This is a genomic window from Erwinia sp. QL-Z3 (genome assembly GCF_004551645.1).
In the GTDB taxonomy this organism is placed as follows: domain Bacteria; phylum Pseudomonadota; class Gammaproteobacteria; order Enterobacterales; family Enterobacteriaceae; genus Erwinia; species Erwinia billingiae.
On sequence record NZ_CP037950.1, the window covers coordinates 1,048,997 to 1,066,447 of the forward strand.

A 17,451-nucleotide genomic window follows, 5' to 3' on the forward strand; every position below is an offset into this window, starting at 1 on the left:
TAAGTGTGTACGAAATAAGAGAAAAGGCGAGGCGGGACTGAAATTCAGTTGACTCCTGGAGGCAGTTTGGTGGCCCTGGCATACACTTGAGTAATCTAACACGGAGGCAGTTTATGAAATGGTTAGTTATTTTTGTTGCCGCACTGGCACCGTTGAGCGGCATGGCCAACATGTTGAACAACAATCAGCCAAACCAGCCGGGCTATAATCCCAGCACTCAACGGATGCAGAGCCAGATGCAGACGCAACAGTCCCAGCAGAAACTGAAGTTGCAGCAGGATCAGCAACGTCAAAGCCAGGACACACAGCGGAAAGTTCAGGAGCAGCGGAACAGTGCTTCCCAGCGCGTGATCCAGTCACAGCCCGGAACCAACACCATGCCGCCGGTGCAGCAAAACAACAATTAATCCCCACCTTACCCGCAGTACTGGCGCGGCAAGTACTGAGAACCCCGACGCTGACATCAGTCAGTGGCCGGGGTTCATCTGGTCAGCTCATGCGGTTGGCGCCTCAGCGATGCAGTTGAGAGGCAAAGTCGGGGCCAAGGGTGTCGATGGCATCGGTACAGATCGCATCGACACCCCACTTCAACAACTGTGCAGCCCTGTCGGCATCGTTCACCGTGTACACCAGAATACGTAAGCCGGATTTTTTCAGCTGAGCCACGCGCTTCTCGCTCAACACCTTGTGATTGAAGTGAATCGACACGCACTCCAGCGCATCGGTCATTTCCTGCCAGTTATCGTGCCATTCATGCAGCAGCAACCCCCGTGGCAGCTCCGGTGCCGCCTCTTTCGCCGCGGCCAGCGCCACCGTTGAAAACGATGAGAGCAGCGGTGCCGCGGGTTGCATATGCCAGAGATCCCGCGCGGCCAGCGCCACCACCCGTCCGGTTTCGGCTTCCAGACCGGTGGTGGGTTTGATCTCGATATTGGCCATCATCTGGTGCTCGGCACAGCGCTTCGCCACCTGCGACAGCAACGGCAGGCGCTGATCGGCGAAATCCTTGCCGTACCAGCCGCCGACATCCAGCTGCACCAGCTTTTCCCAGGGAAGCTGCCCGGCAATTCCCCAGCCATTGCTGGTCCTGTCCAACGTATCGTCGTGCAGCAGGAAGATTTCGCCATCCTGCGACAGCTTCACGTCAAATTCGATCATCTTGTGGCCCAGTTTCGCGCCCACATCAATGCCGGCGAGGGTGTTTTCCGGGGCGAGTTTACCGCCGCCGCGATGGGCCACAATCGGGGGGTAAGGCCAGGCTTTATTCATCATTCGAGCCGTTGTCCAGTAGAGGGTTCAAAGAAGTGTAGCGAGTCTGTCGGCAGATGCAGCCACAATGTGCTGCCAATCGCCGGACGCTCAATATGCGGCAGGCGTACCACCAGCGACTGCCCGCCCCACTTGCCGTGCGCCAGATTATCCGCGCCCAGCATTTCCAGCGTTTCCACCACCAGCGGTAAGCCGTCCTGCGGTGACGCGAGTTTAATATGCTCCGGGCGAATACCCAGCGTCAACGGACGGCCCGCCCAACGCGCTTTCGCTTGCGGCAACGGGATCGTAAAGCGATCGGACAACGTTAGCCGGCTGCCATCATCATTTAGCTGGCCATCCATCAGGTTCATCGACGGCGCACCAATAAAGCTGGCGACAAAGCGCGTCGCCGGACGCTCATACACCTCCACCGGCGTACCCAACTGCTCCAGCACCCCTTTGTTCATCACCATCACCCGCTGCGCCAGCGTCATCGCTTCCACCTGATCGTGGGTAACATACAAGCTGGTGGTGTTCAGGCGGCGGTGCAACAGCTGCAGCTCAAGGCGCATCTGCACGCGCAGGCGGGCATCGAGGTTGGAGAAGGGTTCATCGAACAGGAATACCGCCGGCTCACGCACAATCGCTCTGCCCATCGCCACGCGCTGCCGCTGGCCGCCAGAGAGCTCACGCGGGCGGCGATGCAGCAAGGCTTCCAGCTCCAGGCTTTTGGCGGCTTCCAGCACTTTCTGCCGCACATGCTCTTTGCCCATGCCGCGAATCTTCAGGCCATACGCCATGTTCTGCTCAACGCTCATATGCGGATAGAGCGCGTAGTTCTGGAACACCATGGCGATGCCCCGATCTTTCGGTTCAAGATCGGTGACGCGCTGGGTGTCGATATAGATATCGCCACTGGTGACCTCTTCCAGCCCGGCGACCATGCGCAGCAGCGTGGATTTTCCGCAGCCGGAGGGTCCCACCATCACCATAAATTCACCGTCGCGGATTTCCACGTCGAGCGGCTGAATGATCTGATTTTTGCCGTCATAGGATTTGGTAACAGCCTGAAGTTTTACGCCTGCCATAACTTATTTCTCGCTCTCAACCAGCCCGCGAACAAAGGCGCGCTGCATCACTAAAACAATCACAATCGGCGGCACCATGGTCAGCAGCATGGCGGTCATCACCAGATTCCATTGGGTCGAGCCGTCACCGTTGCCAATCATGCTGCGGATACCGGCGACGGCGGTGCCAAGGTCCGCTTCGCTGATGATCAGCAGCGGCCACATATACTGGTTCCAGCCGTAGATAAAGGTGATCACAAACAGCGCCGCCAGGTTAGTTTTCGACAGCGGCAGCACGATATCCCAGAAGAAGCGCATCGGGCTGGCACCATCAATTCGCGCCGCTTCAATCAGCTCGTCCGGCAGGGTCATAAAGAACTGGCGGAACAGGAAGGTGGCGGTGGCGGAAGCCATCAGCGGCAGCGTCAGCCCGCTGTAGCTGTCGAGCATATTCAGGTTGGAAATCACCTCGACGGTCGGGAAGATCCTCACCTCAACCGGCAGCATCAGGGTGATAAAAATCATCCAGAAGAACAGCCCGCGCAGCGGGAAGCGGAACCACACCAGCGCGAAGGCGGAGAGGATCGACACGGTGATTTTCCCCAGCGTAATGCTCAGCGCCATGATCGCGCTGTTCATCAGCATCACGCCAAAGGGTGCACTGTTCTGCGCCACGCCGTGCTGCCAGATGTTGGCAATGTTATCCAGCAAATGGCGGCCGGGGATCAGCGTCATCGGCACCTGGAACACTTCGCTGTTGCTCAGGGTGGCGGCAACAAAGGCCACGTACAGCGGGAACAGCACGGTGAGGATCCCCAGTCCCAACATGATATGGCTGAACATCGTCAGCCCTGGTCGGTTCTCTATCATTGGTAGCGCACCCTTTTCTCGACGTAGCGGAACTGGATCACCGTCAGAATAATCACCAGCACCATCAGCACCACCGACTGGGCGGAAGAGGAAGAGAGGTCGAGTCCGGCAAAACCTTCGCGATAAATTTTATAAATCAGCGTGGTGGTCGACTGCACCGGGCCACCGCCGGTGGCGGCGTCAATCACCGGGAAGGTGTCGAAGAAGGCATACACCACATTCACCACCACTAAAAAGAAGCCGACCGGGGTGATCAGCGGCAGAGATAACTGGAAAAAGCGCCGGACCGGACCCGCGCCATCAATGGCGGCGGCTTCCGTCAGCGATTTTGGAATGGACTGCAGCGCGGCAAAGAAGAACAGGAAGTTGTAGCTCATCTGCTGCCAGATCGAGGCCAGCACCACCAGGAACATCGCCTGGCCGCTGTTTTGCGCATGGTTCCAGTCATAGCCGAGGTAACGCAGGAAATGGGTAATCAGCCCCAGACCCGGACTGAACAGGAACATCCACAACACCGCGGCGACGGCGGGCGCCACGGCGTAAGGCAGTAAAAACAGCGTCTGGTAGAAGCGCTTCAGGCGCAGGACATGGTCGACCAGCGCGGCAAAAAACAGCGAGACCACCAGTCCGATGACCGTCACCAGCCCGCTGAAAATCAGCGTGGTCAGAAAAGAGTCGAGGTAATACTCGTCGCCGATCAGGCGCCTGAAGTTTTCCATGCCGACAAAGGTGCTGGAAAGGCCGAACGGATCGACGCTTTGCACCGAATACCACAGGGCTTCACCGGCGGGCCAGAGGAAGAAGATCACGGTGATCAGCAGCTGAGGCAGCACCAGTAAATAGGGCAGCCAGCGCGAGCGAAAAACGGGACGGGAAGAAGACATAGCGTCGTCCAATATGAGGAGTAAGGGGCCGCGTTCACTACCCTCAACGCGGCCCTGAAAACGGGTTCAGGGGCGCATCCAGCCGGGAATTGGACTGAATGCGGCCCCTGTGGGCGAAGCGTTATTGCTTAGCCGTCTGCTCAAAGCGGCGCAGCAGCAGATTGCCACGGGTCACCGCGTTATCCAGCGCCGCCTGCGGCGTTTTCTTACCGGTCCAGACGCCTTCCAGCTCTTCGTCGACAACGGTACGGATCTGCGGCATGTTGCCCAGACGCATCCCTTTGGTGAACGCTAACGGTGGCTTGTTCAGCATCTGACGCGTGGCGATGTCCGCGCCGGGGTTTTTATCGTAGAACCCTTGTTTGCGGGTCAGCTCATAGGCAGCGGTGGTGATCGGCAGGTAGCCGGTTTTCTGGTGCCATTCAGCGGCGATATCCGGCTGTGCCAGGAAGGCCATAAACTCGGCCACGCCTTTGTAGGTGCTGGCGTCTTTGCCTTTCATCACCCACAGGCTCGCGCCGCCGATGATGGCGTTCTGCGGGGCGTCAGGGACGGTGGCGTCGTACGGCATCATGCCGACGCCGTAGTTAAATTTGGCGTAATGACGGATATCCGCCAGCGAGCCTGAAGACGCGGTGGTGATGCCACAATCGCCGTTGTAGAACTTGGCGGTGGATTCATCTTTACGGCCGAAGTAGGTGAAATCGCCTTTCTTGTTCATATCTTCGAGCATCTGGATATGACGAACCTGCGTCGGTTTGTTGAATTCCAGCACGGTATCGGTGCCGTCAAAACCGTTGTTTTGGGTGGCGACCGGCAGTGCATGCCAGGCGCTGAAGTTCTCAATCTGTATCCATCCCTGCCAGCCACTGGCGTAGCCACAGGTCATGCCCGCTTTACGCAGCGCAGCGGCGTCTTTTTCCAGATCCTGCCAGGTTTTCGGCGGCTGATCCGGATTCAGACCGGCTTTTTTGAAGGCGTCTTTGTTGTAATACAGCACCGGCGTCGAGCTGTTAAACGGCTGAGAAATCAGGTGGCCGCTGGCGTCGCTGTAGTAGCCCGCCACGGTCGGTACGAACTGCTTCTCATCGAAGGCCACGCCGGCGTTTTTAAACACATCGTAGACCGGCACGATCGCTTTAGAGGCCATCATGGTGGCGGTACCCACTTCGTAAACCTGCAAAATAGCCGGCGCTTTACCTGAACGCACGGCGGCAATCCCGGCCGCCAGGCTCTGTTCGTAGTTGCCTTTGTAGGTCGGCACGATTTTGTAATCTGGGTGAGACTCATTAAAGCGTTGTGCCAGAGAATTTACTTCCACACCCAGTTCGCCTTCCATCGAGTGCCAGAAAGGGATCTCGGTGGCAGCCAGTGCGTGACCGCTGAAGGTCAGTCCCAGTACCATGCAAAGTGCGGTTTTACGAAATGAGAACGATGTCATATCGGTATCCTGTGCCCGGAGTCAATCGCGCGATATCGCGCATTCTTATTGTTCGGGAAGTAACATGACACGGGAAAATGACGGAAAGATAACGGGTTTATGACGGAAAGGTGACAGGCAGGTGACGCACGAGGCGAGTGAATTACCGCCAGTTTTGCGGTGACGGGCACAAAAAAGGGCGGGAAAAATCCCGCCCTGTCACCCCGACTTCGCCCGCAGGCTGCGGGCCTGGCGGCCTTGCAACCGCCGGGTTTACAACACATTAGCCGCCGAGATAGGCGCTGCGCACCGCTTCGTTCGCCAGCAAGGCGTCGCCGGTATCCTCCAGCACCACATGGCCGTTTTCCAAAACATAACCGCGATCGGCCAGCTTCAACGCCTGGTTAGCGTTCTGCTCCACCAGGAAGATAGTCATCCCTTCCTGACGCAGCTGCTCGATGGTGTCGAATATCTGCTGGATGATGATCGGCGCCAGGCCTAACGAGGGTTCATCCAGCAGCAGCAGGCGCGGCTGGCTCATCAACGCCCGGCCAATCGCCAGCATCTGTTGCTCACCGCCGGACATGGTGCCGGCACGCTGAACGCGGCGCTCGTACAGGCGTGGGAACAGCTCATATACGCGCTTGATGCGGGTCTGATACTGCTGACGCTCGGCGAAAAAGCCGCCCATCGCCAGGTTCTCTTCCACCGTCATCCGTGAAAACACGCGGCGCCCTTCCGGCACAATGGCAATGGCTTCACGCATGATGCGCGCGGTTTGCCATTCGGTGATCGCTTTACCGTCGAAGGTAATCGATCCCTGCGTCGCGCGCGGCTCACCACACAAGGTGCCGAGGATGGTGGTTTTGCCCGCGCCGTTGGCCCCAATCAGGGTAACAATCTCGCCCTGATTGATATGCAGACTGACGTTATGCAACGCCTGAATTTTGCCGTAATGGGCGCTGACGTTCTCGAGAGAAAGAATGGGGTTCATATCAGGCTTCTCCCAGATAGGCGCGGATCACGTCCGGATTGTTGCGGATCTGCTCCGGCGTGCCGTTTGCCAGCGGCGTACCCTGGTTCACTACATAAATGCGGTCAGAAATGCCCATAACCAGTTTCATATCATGTTCAATCAACAGTACCGAGACGTTGTGCTGGCTGCGCAGTTCGGCAATCAGCTCATCAAGCTCGTGGGTTTCTTTCGGGTTCAGACCGGCGGCTGGCTCATCCAGCATCAGGATTTCCGGCCGGGTGACCATACAACGGGCGATTTCCAGACGACGCTGCTGACCGTAGGCCAGGTTGCCCGCCTGACGGTTGGCCATGTCCAGCAGCCCTACGCGATCCAGCCAGGTGGCGGCACGATCCAGCGCGTCGCTTTCGGCTTTACGGAAGGCCGGCGTTTTCAGCAAACCGGCAAACACGCCGCTTTTCAGATGCTGATGCTGCGCCACCAACAGGTTCTCTATCACCGTCATTTCGCGGAACAAACGCACGTGCTGGAAAGTACGGACAATGCCCATCCGGGCAATTTTTTGCCCCGGCTGGCCCGCGATATCCTTGTCGCGCAGCATGATGCTGCCGCCCGTCGGCCGGTAGAAACCGGTCAGACAGTTAAAGACGGTGGTTTTCCCGGCGCCGTTCGGGCCGATTAATGACACGATCTCCTGCGGGCGCAGCTCCAGCTCAACGTTATTTACGGCGAGCAGGCCGCCAAAGCGCATCATCAGGCCTTTTACGGCCAACAAAGGCTGTGTCATGGCTGCTCTCCTTTTTCTACCGTCTTCAACTTCAGATGCGGACGCTTCATCGGCAGCAGACCCTGTGGCCGCCAGATCATCATCAGCACCATCAGACCGCCGAGCACCAGCATGCTGTACTCATTCAAATCACGCATCAGCTCGCGGGAAACCACCAGCAGCACCGCAGCGAGGATCACCGCAAACTGCGATCCCATGCCGCCCAGTACCACAATCGCCAGCACGAACGCCGACTCGGCAAAGGTGAACGATTCCGGGCTGACAAAGCCCTGGCGTGCGGCAAACAGGCTACCGGCAAAGCCGGCAAAGGCCGCACTGATGGTGAAGGCGGTCAGCTTGATGCGCGTTGGGCTCAGGCCCAGCGAGCGGCAGGCAATTTCGTCTTCACGCAGCGCTTCCCAGGCCCGTCCCAGCGGCATCCGCAGCAGGCGGTTAATCACAAACAGCGTGATGATCACCAGCAGCAACGCCACCATATACAGGAAGATAATGCGGTCGCTGGGATCGTACTTCAGGCCGAAGAAGTTATGGAAGGTGTCCCATCCGCCGTCGCGCACGCTGCGGTTAAACTCCAGACCAAACAGCGACGGTTTTGGGATCTGGCTGATGCCGTTCGGGCCACCGGTAATTTCGGTGTTGTTCAGCAGCAGAATACGCACGATTTCGCCGAAGCCGAGCGTCACAATCGCCAGATAGTCACCGCGCAGCCGCAACACCGGGAAGCCGAGCAGCAGGCCAAACATCGCCGCCACCAAACCGGCCAGCGGCAGACACTCCCAGAAGCTCAGGCCGTAGTAGTGATTCAGCAAGGCAAAGGTATAGGCGCCAACGGCATAGAATCCGCCGTAGCCCAGCACCAGCAGACCGGAAAGGCCGACCACCACGTTCAGGCCGAGGCCGAGCATCACGTAGATCAGCGTCAGCGTGGCGATATCCACCGTGCCGCGTGAGACGATAAACGGCCAGGCCACGGCGGCAATGATCATCACCAGCAGCACCAGCTTTTGCTTCGGCGTGGAGCCGTCAATACCCGGCAGAACCATCGCCGGGCCGGAGATTTTTTTCAGGCTTTTTTGCAGCAAAGGACGCAGCAGCTGGAACAGGAACACCACCGCCGCGCCCAGTGCAATCCAGTTCCAGCGGACGCGACCGGCGTTATTCACCACCAGATGCGTGCCGTCGAGGTCGAGGCGCATGCCCATAAAGAAGGCCGCCAGCAGCACCAGCATCAGCGCGGAGGCAACGGCGTTAACCAGGTTGAGATGTTTCATACTTTCTCAACCTCCGGACGACCGAGAATACCGGTAGGCATTACCAGCAGCACCACAATCAGCAGCGCAAAAGAGACCACGTCTTTGTATTCGGTACTGAGATAAGCAGAGGTCAGCGCTTCGGCGATGCCGAGGATCAGCCCGCCTAACATCGCGCCAGGAATACTGCCGATACCGCCCAATACCGCCGCGGTAAACGCCTTCATCCCCGCCATAAAGCCAATGTACGGATTAATCACGCCGTAGAACTGGCCGAGCAACACGCCGGCAACCGCCGCCATGGCCGCGCCGATAACAAAGGTCAGCGAGATAACGCGGTCGGTGTTAATGCCCAGCAGGCTGGCCATTTTCAGGTCTTCAGCACAGGCGCGACAGGCGCGTCCCATGCGGGAATAGCGGATAAACAGCGTCAGTGCCAGCATCGACAGGAAGGTCACCACCCAGATCACCACCTGCATGGTGGAGATAGTGGCGGAGAAACCGTTGCTCTCGCCCAGCGTCCACTGCCCGGTGATCAGGCTTGGCAACGCAAGATCGCGGGAGCCTTGCGTCAGGCTGACGTAGTTTTGTAAGAAGATCGACATCCCGATGGCCGAGATCAGCGCGATCAGACGCTTGGAGGATCGCACCGGCTTATAGGCCACACGCTCAATGCTCCAGCCGTAGGCGCTGGCAATCACAATCGCGACGATAAAGCCGGCACCGATCAGCATCCAGCTGACATCGATGCCCATCATCATCAGGGCCGCAATCACAATAAAGGAGACGTAGCTGCCGATCATATAGACCTCGCCATGGGCGAAGTTGATCATGCCGATAATGCCGTAGACCATGGTGTAACCAATGGCTATCAGCGCGTAGGTGCTGCCCAACGTTACGCCGTTGAACATTTGCTGCAGGAAATAGAGAAACTGCTCGGACATACCTTGCTACCTTACTTCTTTCCGCACGGGCGGAGAGAATGGAAAAAAACGCCCGGGAACCCTCACCAGACGTTTACTGTTACCGACGACCTGTTCGGTCGTCTTCACCGCTGTCAGCCTTCCCCGGACAGCCCCTGCCGCCGGGAAAGTATGGCTGATTTATTTCACTGCGGTCGAAGAACCGTCCGCGTGCCATTTGAAGATGCCGAACTCAAAGCCTTTCAGATCGCCCTTCTCATCCCAGTTCAGGTCGCCCATCACCGTTGGCACCGCTGCGCCTTCCTTCAGATTTTTAGCGATATCGGCTGGCTCAGCACTTTTGCTGCGCTCCATCCCGGTGGTCAGCGCCTGCAGTGCGGCGTAGGTGGTCCAGACGAATGGGCCGGTTGAATCCAGCTTCTTCGCTTTCAGCGCATCAACAATCGGTTTGTTAGCCGGCACCTGGTCGTAACGCTTCGGCAAGGTCACCAGCATGCCTTCAGACGCAGCACCTGCGATGTTAGACAGCGAGGAGTTGCCCACGCCTTCTGGTCCCATAAACTGGGTCTTCAGGCCGGCAGCACGTGCCTGACGCAGCATCTGTCCCATCTCCGGGTAATAACCGCCAAAGTAGACGAAGTCGACGTTCTCTTTCTTCAGGCGTGCCACCAGCGTGGAGAAATCTTTGTCGCCCGCGGTGATACCTTCAAACATCACCACGTTGCCGCCTGATTTTTTCAGGCTGGCCTGCACGGAACGCGCCAGGCCTTCACCGTACTGCTGCTTGTCATGGATGACCGCGATGCGCTGAGGCTTGATCTCTTTCAGGATATAGGTCGCGGCAGTTGGGCCCTGGTCGGAATCCAGACCGGTGGTACGCATGATCATCTTGTAACCACGGGTGGTCAGATCGGCGTTGGTTGCCGCCGGGGTGATCATCAGCACGCCTTCATCTTCATAGATGTCGGAAGCAGGCTGAGTAGAAGACGAGCAGAGGTGGCCAATAACATAACGGATACCGTCATTGATCACTTTGTTGGCAACGGCCACCGCCTGTTTTGGATCGCAGGCATCGTCATATTCCACGCCAACCAGTTTGTCACCGTTCACGCCGCCTTTGGCATTGATGTCAGCGATCGCCTGCTTGGCACCGGTGAACTCCATATCACCATACTGCGCTACCGGGCCGGACATCGCGCCAACAATGGCCACTTTAATGTCTTTTGCCATGGCCGCGTGGCTCATCGCCAGTGCCACACAACCTGCCAGAAACGCGCTACCTTTACTGATTTTCATCCGTACTACCCCATCTGTTGTGATTGCTGTTTTATTGCCGCTGGATCCCAGATAAAACGCTGAAGAAAGAGAGAGTTATCGAAATACGCGGCGATTTTTATAAATAAGGCTTTAATTTTCAGGTTATTAAACAGGAATATTCTGCTGTAAATCAACTGACACATTCAGAAATACCCAGGTCCCGCAGGATAAAACACTGGTGGCAACGGTGGCTTTTTCAGCAAAATGGCAGTCTTTTATGCTGATTAATAGTTCAGCGATAAGCTTTCACGCTGGGTTAACGCGTCGCACCAAACAGAATACTCCGTTTTCGCTGGGGAAAAGTTAAGCGCCCTTCTTTGGCTAAATTCGCTACAATATGCCTTTCGTACTCGTTCGGTATTCGTCATGAAACTGACCATCATCAGATTGCAAAATTTCACCGATCAGGATCGCCTGGATCTGGCGAAAATCTGGCCAGAGGCTGACCTTGTTGCCCTTGAAGCGTCGCTGAATGAACATCAGCAGGTTTGGGCCGCCAAATTCAATGACCGCCTGCTGGCGGCAGTCAACGCGTCAATCGCCGGCACGCAGGGCGAGCTGAAGGATTTCATGGTGCGTGAGGTGACGCGCCGACGCGGCGTGGGCAGTTACTTACTGAATGATTTGCTGGCGCAGAATCCGGGGATCGTGCAGTGGGGGATTGCGGACCGTCAGGTTGAGGATCGTGAGGTGATGGCTGCGTTTATGCGCCAGGCCGGCTTTATTGCTCAGGTCGGCGGCTGGGGCTTTCTGGCACAATAACGGGCTGACTGACAAAAACAAAAAGGGCGACCGAAGTCGCCCTTTTTTTGTTACCGCATGGATTACGCTTCGATAGCGACACGCAGTTTTTTCATCGCGTTCTTTTCCAGCTGACGCACACGCTCTGCTGAAACGCCGTATTGATCGGCAAGCTCCTGCAGCGTGGTTTTGTTGTCATCGTCCAGCCAGCGGGCACGGATGATATTCTGGCTACGCTCATCAAGACCCTGCATCGCATCGCTGAGTTTATCAGCCGCATGGGATTCCCAGTTGTCTTCCTCAATGCCATCGGCAAAGTCAGACGACTTATCCTGCAGGTAGAGCATAGGCGCCATTGAGCGGCCTTCACCTTCATCATCCGGTGTCGGATCGAAGGTCATGTCCTGGGCCGCCATACGCGACTCCATCTCCAGCACGTCTTTGCTGGTGACACCCAGTTCACGGGCAACCATTTCCACTTCTTCCTGGTTAAACCAGCCTAAACGCTGCTTGGCTTTACGCAGGTTAAAGAACAGCTTGCGCTGTGCTTTAGTGGTGGCGACCTTCACGATACGCCAGTTACGCAGGACGTATTCGTGGATCTCAGCTTTAATCCAGTGCACCGCAAAGGAGACCAGACGCACGCCGACTTCCGGGTTAAAGCGGCGAACCGCTTTCATCAGGCCGATATTACCTTCCTGAATCAGGTCAGCCTGCGGCAGACCGTAGCCCGAATAGTTACGAGCGACATGAACAACAAAGCGCAGGTGAGACAGGATCAGCGTTTTAGCTGCTTCCAGATCGCCCTGGTAATGCAGCCGTTCAGCCAACGCTTTTTCCTCTTCTGCCGTCAGCATAGGCCAGACATTGGCGGCCCGGATGTAAGAATCCAGGTTGCCTAAAGGAGCAATAGCTAAAGTTTGCATTTCTTTGGTCATTCAAACCCTCTCTGTATTTAACAATAATGCCGCGCAATTCCCTGCACAGTCCACAAGAGTACGTGAACGGCAGCCAGAATTAAAAGCAATCTGTGCTACTTCGACGTCAAAGTTATCCACAAGTTCACTATCGTCGGTGAATAAAGTACACACCGTCTGGGCAGGAAGAGTATAGCAGGAGGAAGTGACAAACTGATGACTTCCTCTGAAGCACATTACTCATGCAACAGAGGAAGATTATAACAAAAAACGTGTAAAGGGGTTACTGCGGCGTAAATCGACGTAAATGTTGTACGGTCGCCAGCCAGGCGGCTATCCAGCCAATCATCGCCGATACCAGCAGCAACAGCAGGCTCTCATCCCATGCCAGTCCGGTCAGGTTGAAGGTGGTGCCAAACACCGCCGCCACCTGTGTCACAACGGACTCCAGACGGAACACCAGCACTTCAGACAGGATCAGCGACAGCAGCGCACCGGCGAATCCTAACAGCGCGCCACCGTAGAGGAACGGACGCAGGATAAAGCCATCCGTTGCACCGATCAGCTTCTGCACGTTGATGGTATCGCGCCGGGCAAAGATGCTCAGCCGCACGCTGTTGCCGATCACCAGGAACACCGCCACAATCATCAGCACGCCGATCATCGCCGCCACCTGCCCCACCAGCCCGGTCAGCGCCGCCAGACGGGCAAACCAACTGTCGTCCATCTTCACTTCATCCACGCCCTGCACTTTTGACACGCGGTCGCGCAGGTTGGTCATGGTGTTGTCATTCTGGAAGTTGAGCTTCGGCGTAATAATTGCCACCGCAGGCAGCGGATTCTGCTCAAGCATATCCATTGCCCCGCCAAAGCCAGACCAGTTACGGAACTCGCCCATCGCTTCTTCGCGCGACAGGTAGTTCACCTTGTCGACGCCATCTTCTTTCTTCAGCTGGCTGACAACACCTTCAGCGGCATCGTCATCCAGCGTTTTGCTGAGATAGACCGTTAGCTGCGGTGCCGGATACCACTGTGCCGCCGCCTGGTTGACGTTTTTCCACACCATATAGCAGACGCTTGGCAGAGTCAGGGAGATGGCGATAACCATCACCGTCAGTAACGTCGCCAGCGGCTGACGCCACATATCAGATAAGGTGCCGCGCAGCGCATAACGCCATTGCTCCTGCCAGCCGCCCTTCAGCGCTTTGCTTTTGGAAGGCTGCTTCTGCTTCGCGGCTTTGGGCGCAGGCGCCCGGGAATTGCGTTTATTAACCACCCTGGCCTCCGTGCAAACGTCCCTGATTCAGGCTCATCAGGCGGTAGTTGCGGCGGGCGATCAAGGCCCGGTCGTGGGTTGCCATCAGAACGGTGACGCCAACCCGGTTAAATTCTTCAAACAGACGCAGGATGTCTTCCGACAGCGCGTCGTCGAGGTTACCGGTCGGTTCATCGGCCAGCAGCACCGCAGGTTTGTTCACCACCGCACGGGCAATGCCCACACGCTGCTGCTCACCGCCCGACAGCTGAATCGGATAGCTTTTGGCTTTATCCAGCAGGCCGACTTTATCCAGCGCGGCCGACACGCGGCGGCGAATATCTTCGCCGCTGGCACCGGCAATGATCAACGGGATTGCCACGTTGTCATACACAGATCGATCCATCAGCAGATGGTGATCCTGGAAAATCATGCCAATCTGGCGGCGTAAAAACGGCACTTCGCTGCTTTTCAGGCGGCTGATATCGTGGCCGCCAAACCAGATCTGACCGGCGCTTGGCCGCTCGATGCCACAAATAAGCTTCAGCAAGGTACTTTTCCCTGCCCCGGAATGTCCGGTCAGAAACGCCATTTCTCCCGGACGCAGATGAAAATCTACCCCCTGAAGCGCTTGCCGACCGCCGAGATAAGCCTTACTGACTTCTTCAAAGCGAATCATCCTAATTATTCCTCTCGGGCAAAAAGTGCCTCTATAAAATCGTCAGCTTTAAACGCGCGTAAATCTTCAATGCCTTCACCCACGCCGATATAGCGGATCGGGATGGAGAACTGATCGGCTACGGAGAAGATCACGCCGCCTTTTGCGGTGCCATCCAGCTTGGTCAGGGTAATCCCGGTCAGACCCACCGCTTCGTGGAACAGCTTAGTCTGGCTGATGGCATTCTGGCCGGTGCTGGCATCGATGGTCAGCATCACTTCGTGCGGCGCCTGATCGTCGAGCTTTTTCATCACGCGGGTGATTTTCTTCAGCTCTTCCATCAGGTGCGATTTGTTCTGCAGGCGACCGGCAGTATCGGCAATCAGCACGTCAACGTTACGCGCCTTAGCGGCCTGAATCGCATCGAAAATTACCGAGGCTGAATCCGACCCGGTCTGCTGGGCGATCACCGGAATATTGTTACGCTGGCCCCACACCTGCAGCTGCTCAACCGCCGCGGCACGGAAGGTATCGCCCGCCGCCAGCATCACAGATTTGCCTTCGGCCTGATACTGGCGCGCCAGTTTACCGATGGTGGTGGTTTTGCCGACGCCATTGACGCCCACCATCAGGATCACAAACGGCGTTTTGCCGGTGACGTCCAGTGGCTCTTCCACTTTAGCCAGGATCTCTGACATTTCCTGCTTCAACAGGCCATAAAGCGCTTCGGCATCACGCAGCTGTTTACGGTTCGCCTGCTGCGTCAGGTTTTTGATAATGCGGCGGGTGGTTTCCACGCCAACGTCGGCAATCAGCAGCTGTTCTTCCAGCTCTTCAAACAGATCGTCATCAATCTTTTTGCCGCGGAACAGGCCGATAAAGCCGGAGCCCAGATTCTGACGGGTTTTCACCAGGCTGCGCTTCAGGCGGGCGAAGAAACCTTCTTTAGTCGGACGCTGCTGCTCGGCCTGCTCTGACTGCTCCACTTTCGCTAACGCGGCGGCGATGGACTCTTCTTCCTCAATCACCTCCGGCTCTGCGTCAGTCGCTAACGCCAGCGCTTCCAGCTCTTCAGGCAAGATCTCATCGTCCGGTGCGATTTCAGCAATCTCTTCCGGAACGGGCGCGATGATAGCCACTTCTTCGGGCTCAGGCTGAACAACGGCTACCTCTTCCAGCAGGCGCTCTTCTTCCCGCTCAGGATGAACAATCGCTATCTCTTCCGGCAGAAGTTCTTCTTCCGGCTCTGGCTGAACCACCGCCAGCTGCTCCGGTAAAACCTCTTCTTCCGGCTCGGGCTGAACGCGCGCGTCGTCTTCCGGCAAAAACGCTTCCAGCGGCGCGGGCGTAATTACCGCCTGCTCTTCCGTCTGAGGTTTCGCTTCAGGCTGCGGCTCAGCGGCAGGTTCACGGTAAGCTTCCGGGTGCGCGGCCTGATCGTGGGCCACATTTTCAGTGACGTTGACCGCCGCTTCGGCGCGCTGCTCTGCCTCGGTTTTTGCGGGCGTGGCGGCATCCGTTGACGTCTCGTCAGCGGGCTGCTGTTCCTCTAACGTCTCTTTTGTCTCTTCCTGCGGCGCCTGCTCTTCACGCCCTAATCCCAGCCAGGAAAAAAAGCCACGTTTTTTATTTTTTGCCATGGTGCAACCACACTCCTCGCGGGGAAAAATCTGTCAGGTCGTTGAAAATTGACTTAATCCCCTAGTCTAACACTTTCCTGCTAACGCAACACAGCACCCTTTTTACGTTTCCTCAGCCCGGTAAGCCCGTTAAACTGTGCAACAAATTATGAAGAGTTCAGCAGCATGAATAAAAAACCCCGCAGCGGCGGCGCCGGACAAATCCGCATTATTGGCGGTCTGTGGCGCGGCAGAAAATTACCGGTCCCGGACAGCGCCGGGCTTCGACCGACCACCGATCGCGTCCGCGAAACGTTATTTAACTGGCTGGCACCCGATATTCAGGGCGCACGTTGCCTGGATTGCTTCGCGGGTAGCGGTGCATTAGGGCTGGAAGCGCTGTCGCGTCACGCCGCTTCTGCCACACTGTTAGAGCTGGAGCGCCCGGTTGCGCAGCAGTTAGAAAAGAACCTGACCACGCTCGGCTGTAAAACCGGCCGGGTGATCAACACCAACACGCTGCAATTTCTGGCGCAAAACGGTGAGCCTCACGATTTGGTGTTTATCGATCCGCCGTTCCGTAAGGGATTGCTGGAACAGACCCTTGGACAGCTGGAAAGTAACGGCTGGCTGGCGGATAACGCGTTGATTTATGTCGAAAGCGAAGTGGAACATGGCCTGCCGCCGGTGCCGGTAAGCTGGCAGCTGCATCGGGAAAAGATCGCCGGACAGGTGGCCTATCGCCTGTACCACCGCCAGATCGCGAAGAAGGAAGCGAACCATGATGATTAATATTGGCAGGCTGCTGATGGTCTGTGTCTGGGCATTTTTACTGCTTAACCTGGTGCATCCGTTCCCCAAGCCGCTGAAGTATTTTATTGATGTGGCACTGTTCTTTATGGTGGTGATGCACGGACTGCAGCTGGTGCTGATGCGCGCTACGCAGCCGAAAGATGCCCCGAAGCTCAGCTTCATGATGCAAACCAAGATTTTCTTTTTTGGCGTGTTTGAGCTGCTGGCCTGGCAGAAGAAATACCTGCCGAAGAAGTAACGCAGTGGCAAAACCAGCCGAAAAAGCGCGGAACCCCATGCTTTTTCGGCAAGCCCACTAATTCGCGCTAAACGAGATAAACCGCGTCCCCTGCACCTTCAGCTGTCCCTTTTCCCCCGGATCAATCTGCCGGTAATCCTGCTCTTTCAGCACCAGTTTGAAATCCCCGGCACCGTTGAGCGGATGAAACCAGGCTTCATAACGCTTATCCTCAACCGGGATCACTTCACGCTGACGCGAACGGCGGTTCGGCATCGGAACCTCGCGCTTGGCTTTTACCTCGGCGGGAAGTGAGCGCACCGGGGAAGCGTCATTGACCGCCACTTCTCTCCGCTGCTTGATAAACTGACGCGTCGCCAGCACGGCGATGATAGCCAGTACGATGAAAAAAATGACCTTCATATTTTTCTTCTTCCTCCTTATCAGGCAATGCCAATCATTCCCACGGCCAGAAAGGATACAACC

General features: G+C 56.8%; 19 protein-coding genes. 4 read left to right on the forward strand and 15 right to left on the reverse strand.

Annotation, left to right across the window (positions count from 1 at the left end; translation table 11 throughout):
* Positions 1 to 113: 113 nt before the first annotated feature.
* Positions 114 to 407 (forward strand): DUF2756 domain-containing protein, encoded by a 294-nt coding sequence (locus E2F51_RS05510; RefSeq protein ID WP_013204237.1) that lies wholly within the window; start codon positions 114 to 116, stop codon positions 405 to 407.
* Between the two features lie 103 nt (positions 408 to 510).
* On the opposite strand, the gene ugpQ is transcribed toward E2F51_RS05510, so the two are convergent.
* The 10 genes from ugpQ to E2F51_RS05560 form a co-directional block, all read right to left on the reverse strand.
* Positions 511 to 1,269, reverse strand: a complete 759-nt coding sequence (gene ugpQ / locus E2F51_RS05515; RefSeq protein ID WP_134824817.1) for a glycerophosphodiester phosphodiesterase — start codon at positions 1,267 to 1,269, stop codon at positions 511 to 513.
* Complete coding sequence (locus E2F51_RS05520) at positions 1,269 to 2,339, reverse strand: sn-glycerol-3-phosphate import ATP-binding protein UgpC (protein ID WP_134822927.1); 1,071 nt, start codon at positions 2,337 to 2,339, stop codon at positions 1,269 to 1,271. Before E2F51_RS05520 ends, ugpQ begins: the two co-directional genes overlap by 1 nt.
* Before the next feature lie 3 nt (positions 2,340 to 2,342).
* Positions 2,343 to 3,188, reverse strand: a complete 846-nt coding sequence (gene ugpE, locus E2F51_RS05525) for a sn-glycerol-3-phosphate ABC transporter permease UgpE (RefSeq protein WP_013204240.1) — start codon at positions 3,186 to 3,188, stop codon at positions 2,343 to 2,345.
* Positions 3,185 to 4,072 carry a sn-glycerol-3-phosphate ABC transporter permease UgpA gene (gene ugpA, locus E2F51_RS05530; RefSeq protein ID WP_013204241.1) on the reverse strand — a complete coding sequence of 296 codons (888 nt, stop codon included), beginning with the start codon at positions 4,070 to 4,072 and terminating at the stop codon, positions 3,185 to 3,187. The genes ugpE and ugpA overlap by 4 nt, the downstream gene beginning before the upstream one ends.
* Positions 4,073 to 4,193: 121 nt before the next feature.
* Positions 4,194 to 5,513, reverse strand: a complete 1,320-nt coding sequence (ugpB, locus tag E2F51_RS05535) for a sn-glycerol-3-phosphate ABC transporter substrate-binding protein UgpB (protein ID WP_013204242.1) — start codon at positions 5,511 to 5,513, stop codon at positions 4,194 to 4,196.
* A 262-nt stretch (positions 5,514 to 5,775) separates the two neighbouring features.
* A complete protein-coding gene (gene livF, locus E2F51_RS05540; protein WP_134822928.1) occupies positions 5,776 to 6,486 on the reverse strand; it encodes a high-affinity branched-chain amino acid ABC transporter ATP-binding protein LivF in 711 nt (236 codons plus the stop codon).
* A 1-nt stretch (position 6,487) separates the two neighbouring features.
* Positions 6,488 to 7,255: a high-affinity branched-chain amino acid ABC transporter ATP-binding protein LivG gene (livG, locus tag E2F51_RS05545; RefSeq protein ID WP_105760371.1), complete on the reverse strand. Its 768-nt coding sequence runs from the start codon at positions 7,253 to 7,255 to the stop codon at positions 6,488 to 6,490.
* Positions 7,252 to 8,526 carry a high-affinity branched-chain amino acid ABC transporter permease LivM gene (locus tag E2F51_RS05550; RefSeq protein WP_013204245.1) on the reverse strand — a complete coding sequence of 425 codons (1,275 nt, stop codon included), beginning with the start codon at positions 8,524 to 8,526 and terminating at the stop codon, positions 7,252 to 7,254. Before E2F51_RS05550 ends, livG begins: the two co-directional genes overlap by 4 nt.
* Positions 8,523 to 9,449, reverse strand: a complete 927-nt coding sequence (livH, locus tag E2F51_RS05555) for a high-affinity branched-chain amino acid ABC transporter permease LivH (RefSeq protein ID WP_013204246.1) — start codon at positions 9,447 to 9,449, stop codon at positions 8,523 to 8,525. The genes E2F51_RS05550 and livH overlap by 4 nt, the downstream gene beginning before the upstream one ends.
* A 159-nt stretch (positions 9,450 to 9,608) precedes the next feature.
* Positions 9,609 to 10,724, reverse strand: coding sequence for a branched-chain amino acid ABC transporter substrate-binding protein (locus tag E2F51_RS05560; protein ID WP_105760373.1), 1,116 nt, complete (start codon positions 10,722 to 10,724; stop codon positions 9,609 to 9,611).
* A 387-nt stretch (positions 10,725 to 11,111) separates the two neighbouring features.
* Here E2F51_RS05560 and panM point away from each other — a divergent pair, with 387 nt between their 5' ends.
* Positions 11,112 to 11,507 (forward strand): aspartate 1-decarboxylase autocleavage activator PanM, encoded by a 396-nt coding sequence (panM, locus tag E2F51_RS05565; protein WP_134822929.1) that lies wholly within the window; start codon positions 11,112 to 11,114, stop codon positions 11,505 to 11,507.
* Positions 11,508 to 11,569: 62 nt separating this feature from the next.
* Here the strand turns inward: panM and rpoH are convergent, their stop codons facing one another.
* The 4 genes from rpoH to ftsY all read right to left on the reverse strand — a co-directional run bounded on the left by rpoH (position 11,570) and on the right by ftsY (position 15,956).
* A complete protein-coding gene (gene rpoH / locus E2F51_RS05570) occupies positions 11,570 to 12,424 on the reverse strand; it encodes an RNA polymerase sigma factor RpoH (RefSeq protein ID WP_013204251.1) in 855 nt (284 codons plus the stop codon).
* 262 nt (positions 12,425 to 12,686) lie between these two features.
* Complete coding sequence (gene ftsX / locus E2F51_RS05575; RefSeq protein WP_013204252.1) at positions 12,687 to 13,679, reverse strand: permease-like cell division protein FtsX; 993 nt, start codon at positions 13,677 to 13,679, stop codon at positions 12,687 to 12,689.
* Positions 13,672 to 14,337 (reverse strand): cell division ATP-binding protein FtsE, encoded by a 666-nt coding sequence (gene ftsE, locus E2F51_RS05580; RefSeq protein WP_013204253.1) that lies wholly within the window; start codon positions 14,335 to 14,337, stop codon positions 13,672 to 13,674. The genes ftsX and ftsE overlap by 8 nt, the downstream gene beginning before the upstream one ends.
* Positions 14,338 to 14,342: 5 nt before the next feature.
* Entirely contained in the window at positions 14,343 to 15,956 is a 1,614-nt protein-coding gene (gene ftsY / locus E2F51_RS05585; protein ID WP_134822930.1) for a signal recognition particle-docking protein FtsY, read from the reverse strand.
* A 165-nt stretch (positions 15,957 to 16,121) separates the two neighbouring features.
* On the opposite strand from ftsY, the gene rsmD reads away from it, so the two are divergent.
* Both rsmD and E2F51_RS05595 read left to right on the forward strand, forming a co-directional pair.
* Complete coding sequence (rsmD, locus tag E2F51_RS05590; RefSeq protein ID WP_134822931.1) at positions 16,122 to 16,727, forward strand: 16S rRNA (guanine(966)-N(2))-methyltransferase; 606 nt, start codon at positions 16,122 to 16,124, stop codon at positions 16,725 to 16,727.
* On the forward strand, positions 16,717 to 16,986 hold the full coding sequence (locus E2F51_RS05595) for a DUF1145 family protein (protein ID WP_134822932.1): 270 nt from the start codon (positions 16,717 to 16,719) through the stop codon (positions 16,984 to 16,986). The genes rsmD and E2F51_RS05595 overlap by 11 nt, the downstream gene beginning before the upstream one ends.
* A 57-nt stretch (positions 16,987 to 17,043) precedes the next feature.
* Here E2F51_RS05595 and E2F51_RS05600 read toward each other — a convergent pair whose 3' ends face one another.
* Positions 17,044 to 17,388, reverse strand: coding sequence for a DUF2500 domain-containing protein (locus E2F51_RS05600; RefSeq protein ID WP_134822933.1), 345 nt, complete (start codon positions 17,386 to 17,388; stop codon positions 17,044 to 17,046).
* Positions 17,389 to 17,451 lie beyond the last annotated feature (63 nt).